At 59.5% G+C, this 3,992-nt stretch carries 4 protein-coding genes; 3 read left to right on the top strand and 1 reads right to left on the bottom strand.

The window, feature by feature from the left end:
* The coding region (locus ACIQ47_RS15090; protein ID WP_396438873.1) for a transposase at positions 1-469 on the bottom strand (469 nt) is incomplete at its 3' end.
* Between the two features lie 123 nt (positions 470-592).
* Here ACIQ47_RS15090 and ACIQ47_RS15085 point away from each other — a divergent pair.
* Genes ACIQ47_RS15085 through ACIQ47_RS15075 form a run of 3 tightly spaced genes read left to right on the top strand, consistent with a single transcriptional unit; the run spans position 593 to position 3,856 of the window.
* Entirely contained in the window at positions 593-2,137 is a 1,545-nt protein-coding gene (locus ACIQ47_RS15085) for a rhodanese-like domain-containing protein (protein WP_396438872.1), read from the top strand.
* Positions 2,138-2,187: 50 nt separating this feature from the next.
* Positions 2,188-3,543: an acyclic terpene utilization AtuA family protein gene (locus ACIQ47_RS15080; RefSeq protein WP_396438871.1), complete on the top strand. Its 1,356-nt coding sequence runs from the start codon at positions 2,188-2,190 to the stop codon at positions 3,541-3,543.
* A gap of 10 nt (positions 3,544-3,553) precedes the next feature.
* Positions 3,554-3,856, top strand: coding sequence for a hypothetical protein (locus ACIQ47_RS15075; RefSeq protein ID WP_296292872.1), 303 nt, complete (start codon positions 3,554-3,556; stop codon positions 3,854-3,856).
* The last annotated feature ends 136 nt before the right edge of the window (positions 3,857-3,992 follow it).

Here is a 3,992-nt window from a genome sequence, read left to right as displayed (position 1 = left end):
GCGGCGTCACCCATTTGTCGCTCAACTGCCCAATACAGTGCCTGTGACTGGACCATTTGAAGTCGGCAGCCTGCCCAACCATGCCCGCCCGCACCGGGTTCAGGTCGATGTAAACCATGCACGCCAAAAGATAGCGCTCACTCTCAATCAAGTTGCTGCGGTAGCGCCCTTCCCATAAGGTGCCGGTGCGTTGATGCCGCAAATTGAAATAGCGCACATAGGCCCGCCCCACCGCCTGCATCATCTGCGGCAGGCCATCGTCTGTTTCAGGCGTGAGCAGCAAATGAAAGTGGTTGTCCATGATCACGTAAGCATGGATGGCCACCTTGAAAGTTTGCGCATGCTCTTGCCACAACGCCAGCAAACGCTCACGGTCCGCATCGTCGCGCACGATGTCCTGGCGGTCATTGCCGCGCTGAATGACGTGGTGCGGGTAAGCGGCAACGGTGAGGCGGGGCTGGCGGGCCATGGGGAACTCCCGGAAGAAAACGCCAGTTTAATTGGGATCTGACCCCAATTAAAATTGAATACAAAAAACTATTTATTGATGCAAAAATCGCAGTCGGCTTGTCTACTGTTGTGCGAGGTCACCATGAACCGTGTTTTCAAAGCTTTTGTTTTTTGTCTGTCGCTTTGGCATTGCGCCAATTTACATGCCATGACCCTGGAGCGCGTGGGCAACGACCTTTTCGCGACAGGGCCCACAGTTGATCAGGACTTTTTGCAGTTCAAGGAGGCCTTCGCCAAAGGTGACATTGAGCGGCTGATTTTGGTCAATGGGCCTGGGGGTGACCTCTGGACAGGCATGCAAGTGGCGCGGATTGTGCGTGACGCCAAGATCACCACCGTGGCTTCGGGTTATTGCATGTCAGCATGCTCCCTGATCTTCATGGCTGGACAAGTGCGCGCCTTTGGCTCCGGGAGCTTACCAAGAGTGACCATGGTCGGCATTCACGGTGCACACGACCGGGAAACCAAACGCGTCGATCCCAGCTTCATGCCCCAGATGTACGCCTTGTACAAGCAGCAAATGGGCGACAAGTTTGATGCCGAGGTCATCAACCAGGCCTTGTACGACATCAAGGAGGCTTCTGGATTTTTAAGGGTTCGCGAACTCCAACGCACGCAAGAAAAAGACCGCACACCCTGGTTCTGCCCCACCGGTCAAACACCATTCGATCAATGCCAACAACACATCGGCAAAGACGCCTTCAGCTTGGGTGTGGTGACACAAACCGAGACCTTGCCGCTGCAATTGCCTGACAGCATGAAGGTGCAGCTCGGCTTTTTTGGCAAGTCATTGGGTGCGCCCATGGTGGATTTACAGGACCGTGCCGATACCCTGATTGAGGGACTGTGCAAAGGCCAGTTGCTGTGCAAGACCATTGGACAACGCACCTTCAACAACTATCTGAGCGCCAACCACAACAAAGCCATGGCGATTGGCTGGGGCAAAACGGGTTACGGTGTGCGCTGGGGTGTGGATGACCCAGGGCTGGCCATATTGGGAGCGCTTTACAACTGCAATCACGCCAAGAACAACCCCAAACTCTGCCGACTTATTTCTGTCAACGAGCACGAGGTACTGCCGCTTTACGACGAGGCAAGCACCCATGCTGCTGCCATGTTGGGCCAGTTGCCAACACCTTCGCCCGAACGCATCGTGGCAGAACGCGATGAACCGGGCGCAAGAACGCCATCCAAATTGCGTTGGGGACAAGCACTCACGGGCATGACCCCAAAAGCATTGGATGGCATTCAACGCTGGGATACCGCGACCTTGGCCCAAGCCCTCCGGCAAGCCGAACGCCCAGTGGTCATCGATGCGGCCAGCTTTGGACCTGTGATTCCCGGTGCACTCAGTTTCATCAATAGCGGCCTGGCTTTCGAGGATGACAAGTTGGAGCAGCCCTATGCAGAGCGCTTTGGCCAGATGCTGCGAGCAGCCGCCCCCGACCCGAACAAACCGGTGGTTTTTTACTGCGGCAACTCGGAAAGCTGGCTGTCGGTGAATGCGGCCATGCGAGCACGCCAAATGGGCCACACCCAGGTCATCTGGTACCGAGGCGGTTTCACGGCATGGACCCAAGCGGGCTTGCCTACCGTGGGACGAGTGCCTGTGGCTGTGTTGTACTGAGCCTTTCCTGGGTGACTGACAACGCGCGCGCTTGGACTTAAGCTTGGCGAATGGACAACATAACGCTAAGAATTGGAGCAGGTGCCGGTTACGCGGGCGACCGCATTCCGCCTGCATTGGAGCTGGCAGAAAAAGGCCAGCTGGACTATCTCGTCTTCGAGTGCCTGGCCGAGCGCACGATTGCCTTGGCGCAGCTTGAACGATCCAAAGACCCGGCCGCAGGCTTTGACGCCCTGCTGCAAGCGCGCATGCGGGCCGTCCTGCCCACTTGCATTCGCCAAGGCACCCGCATCATCAGCAACATGGGCGCGGCCAACCCGCTGCAAGCCGGGCACGCAGTGCTGGCCGTGGCCCGTGAACTGGGCTTGCCGCAAGTCAAAGTGGCAGTGGTGCTGGGTGACGATGTGCTGGCCACTTTGACGCAAACCGGCTTGGCTTTGCCCGTGCTCGAATCCACACAAACTCTTGGCGATCTGCAAGCGCAGCTGATCTCGGCCAACGCCTATTTGGGGGCTGAGGCCTTGCTGCCCGCCTTGCAAACCGATGCGCAAGTCATCATCACCGGCCGCGTGGCCGACCCGGCGCTGTTTTTGGCCCCCTTGGTGCACCACTTTGGCTGGGCCGCTGACGATTGGACGCGGATGGGCAAAGGTGTGCTGGTCGGGCATTTGCTGGAATGCGCCGGACAAATCACCGGTGGCTACTTTGCCGACCCTGGCCACAAAGACGTGCCCGATCTTGCGCGCCTGGGTTTTCCGCTGGCCGAAGTGAGCGCTTCGGGAGATGCCGTCATCACCAAAGTGGCTGGCTCAGGCGGCTGCGTCACGGTGGCCACCTGCACCGAGCAACTGCTGTATGAGATCGAAAACCCGGCTGGCTACCTGCAGCCCGATGTGGTGGCCGATTTTTCTCAGGTGGTCTTGACGCAGTTGGGGCCCGACCGCGTGCAAGCCACAGGCGGCCAAGGCCACCCGCGCACCGACACGCTCAAGGTCACCCTGGGTTACCGCGACGGCTTCATCGGCGAAGGCCAGATGAGCTACGCCGGACCCGGCGCGCAGGCACGGGGCCAATTGGCGCTGGATGTGGTGCGCGAGCGCCTGGCCTTGGCAGGTTTCGCCGACTTTGAAAGCCGTTACGACCTGATCGGCGTGAACGCCATCTTCGGGCCAAGCGCCTCACCCGCTGGCAGGCAAGAACCCGCCGAAGTGCGCGCCCGCGTGGCCCTGCGCGTGCCCAGCTTGCATCAGGCACAACATGTGGCCCAAGAAGTCGAAGCGCTTTACACCAACGGCCCAGCCGCTGGCGGCGGGGCCTCCCGTTCGGTGCGCGAAGTGATTGCGGCAGCGGCCGTGCTCATGCCCCGCGAATCTGTGCACACCAGCACCGTGCTGCTCAACGCCTAAGGACACTGACATGCTGCTGCGCGACATCGCCCACACCCGCACCGGCGACAAAGGCAACCGGTCCACCTTATCGGTGATTGCTTACGACCCAAAAGACTTTGCCTTGCTGGAACAACACCTGAGCGCCGAACGCGTGCAAGCCCACTTTGCGGGCACGGTGCACGGCCCGGTGGAACGCTACGCCCTGCCCCAATTGGGCGCACTCAACTTTGTCATGCACAACGCGCTGGGCGGTGGCGTGACCCGTTCACTGGCCTTGGACGCCCACGGGAAATGCCTGAGTGCGCACCTGCTGTCATTTGTGATTGAATGATTTTCTTAACCAATGGAGACCCCATGAAACGTTTGCGCATCGCCACTTTGTTGTCTGCCGCTCTGGGCCTCGGCCTTGTGGCTTCTCAGGCACTGGCCCAGGCCTACCCCAACAAGCCGATCAAAGCCATCGTGCC

This window comes from Limnohabitans sp., from assembly GCF_044373035.1.
Taxonomy (GTDB): Bacteria; Pseudomonadota; Gammaproteobacteria; order Burkholderiales; family Burkholderiaceae_C; genus Limnohabitans_A.
This window is presented reverse-complemented; position numbering and strand designations above follow the sequence as displayed.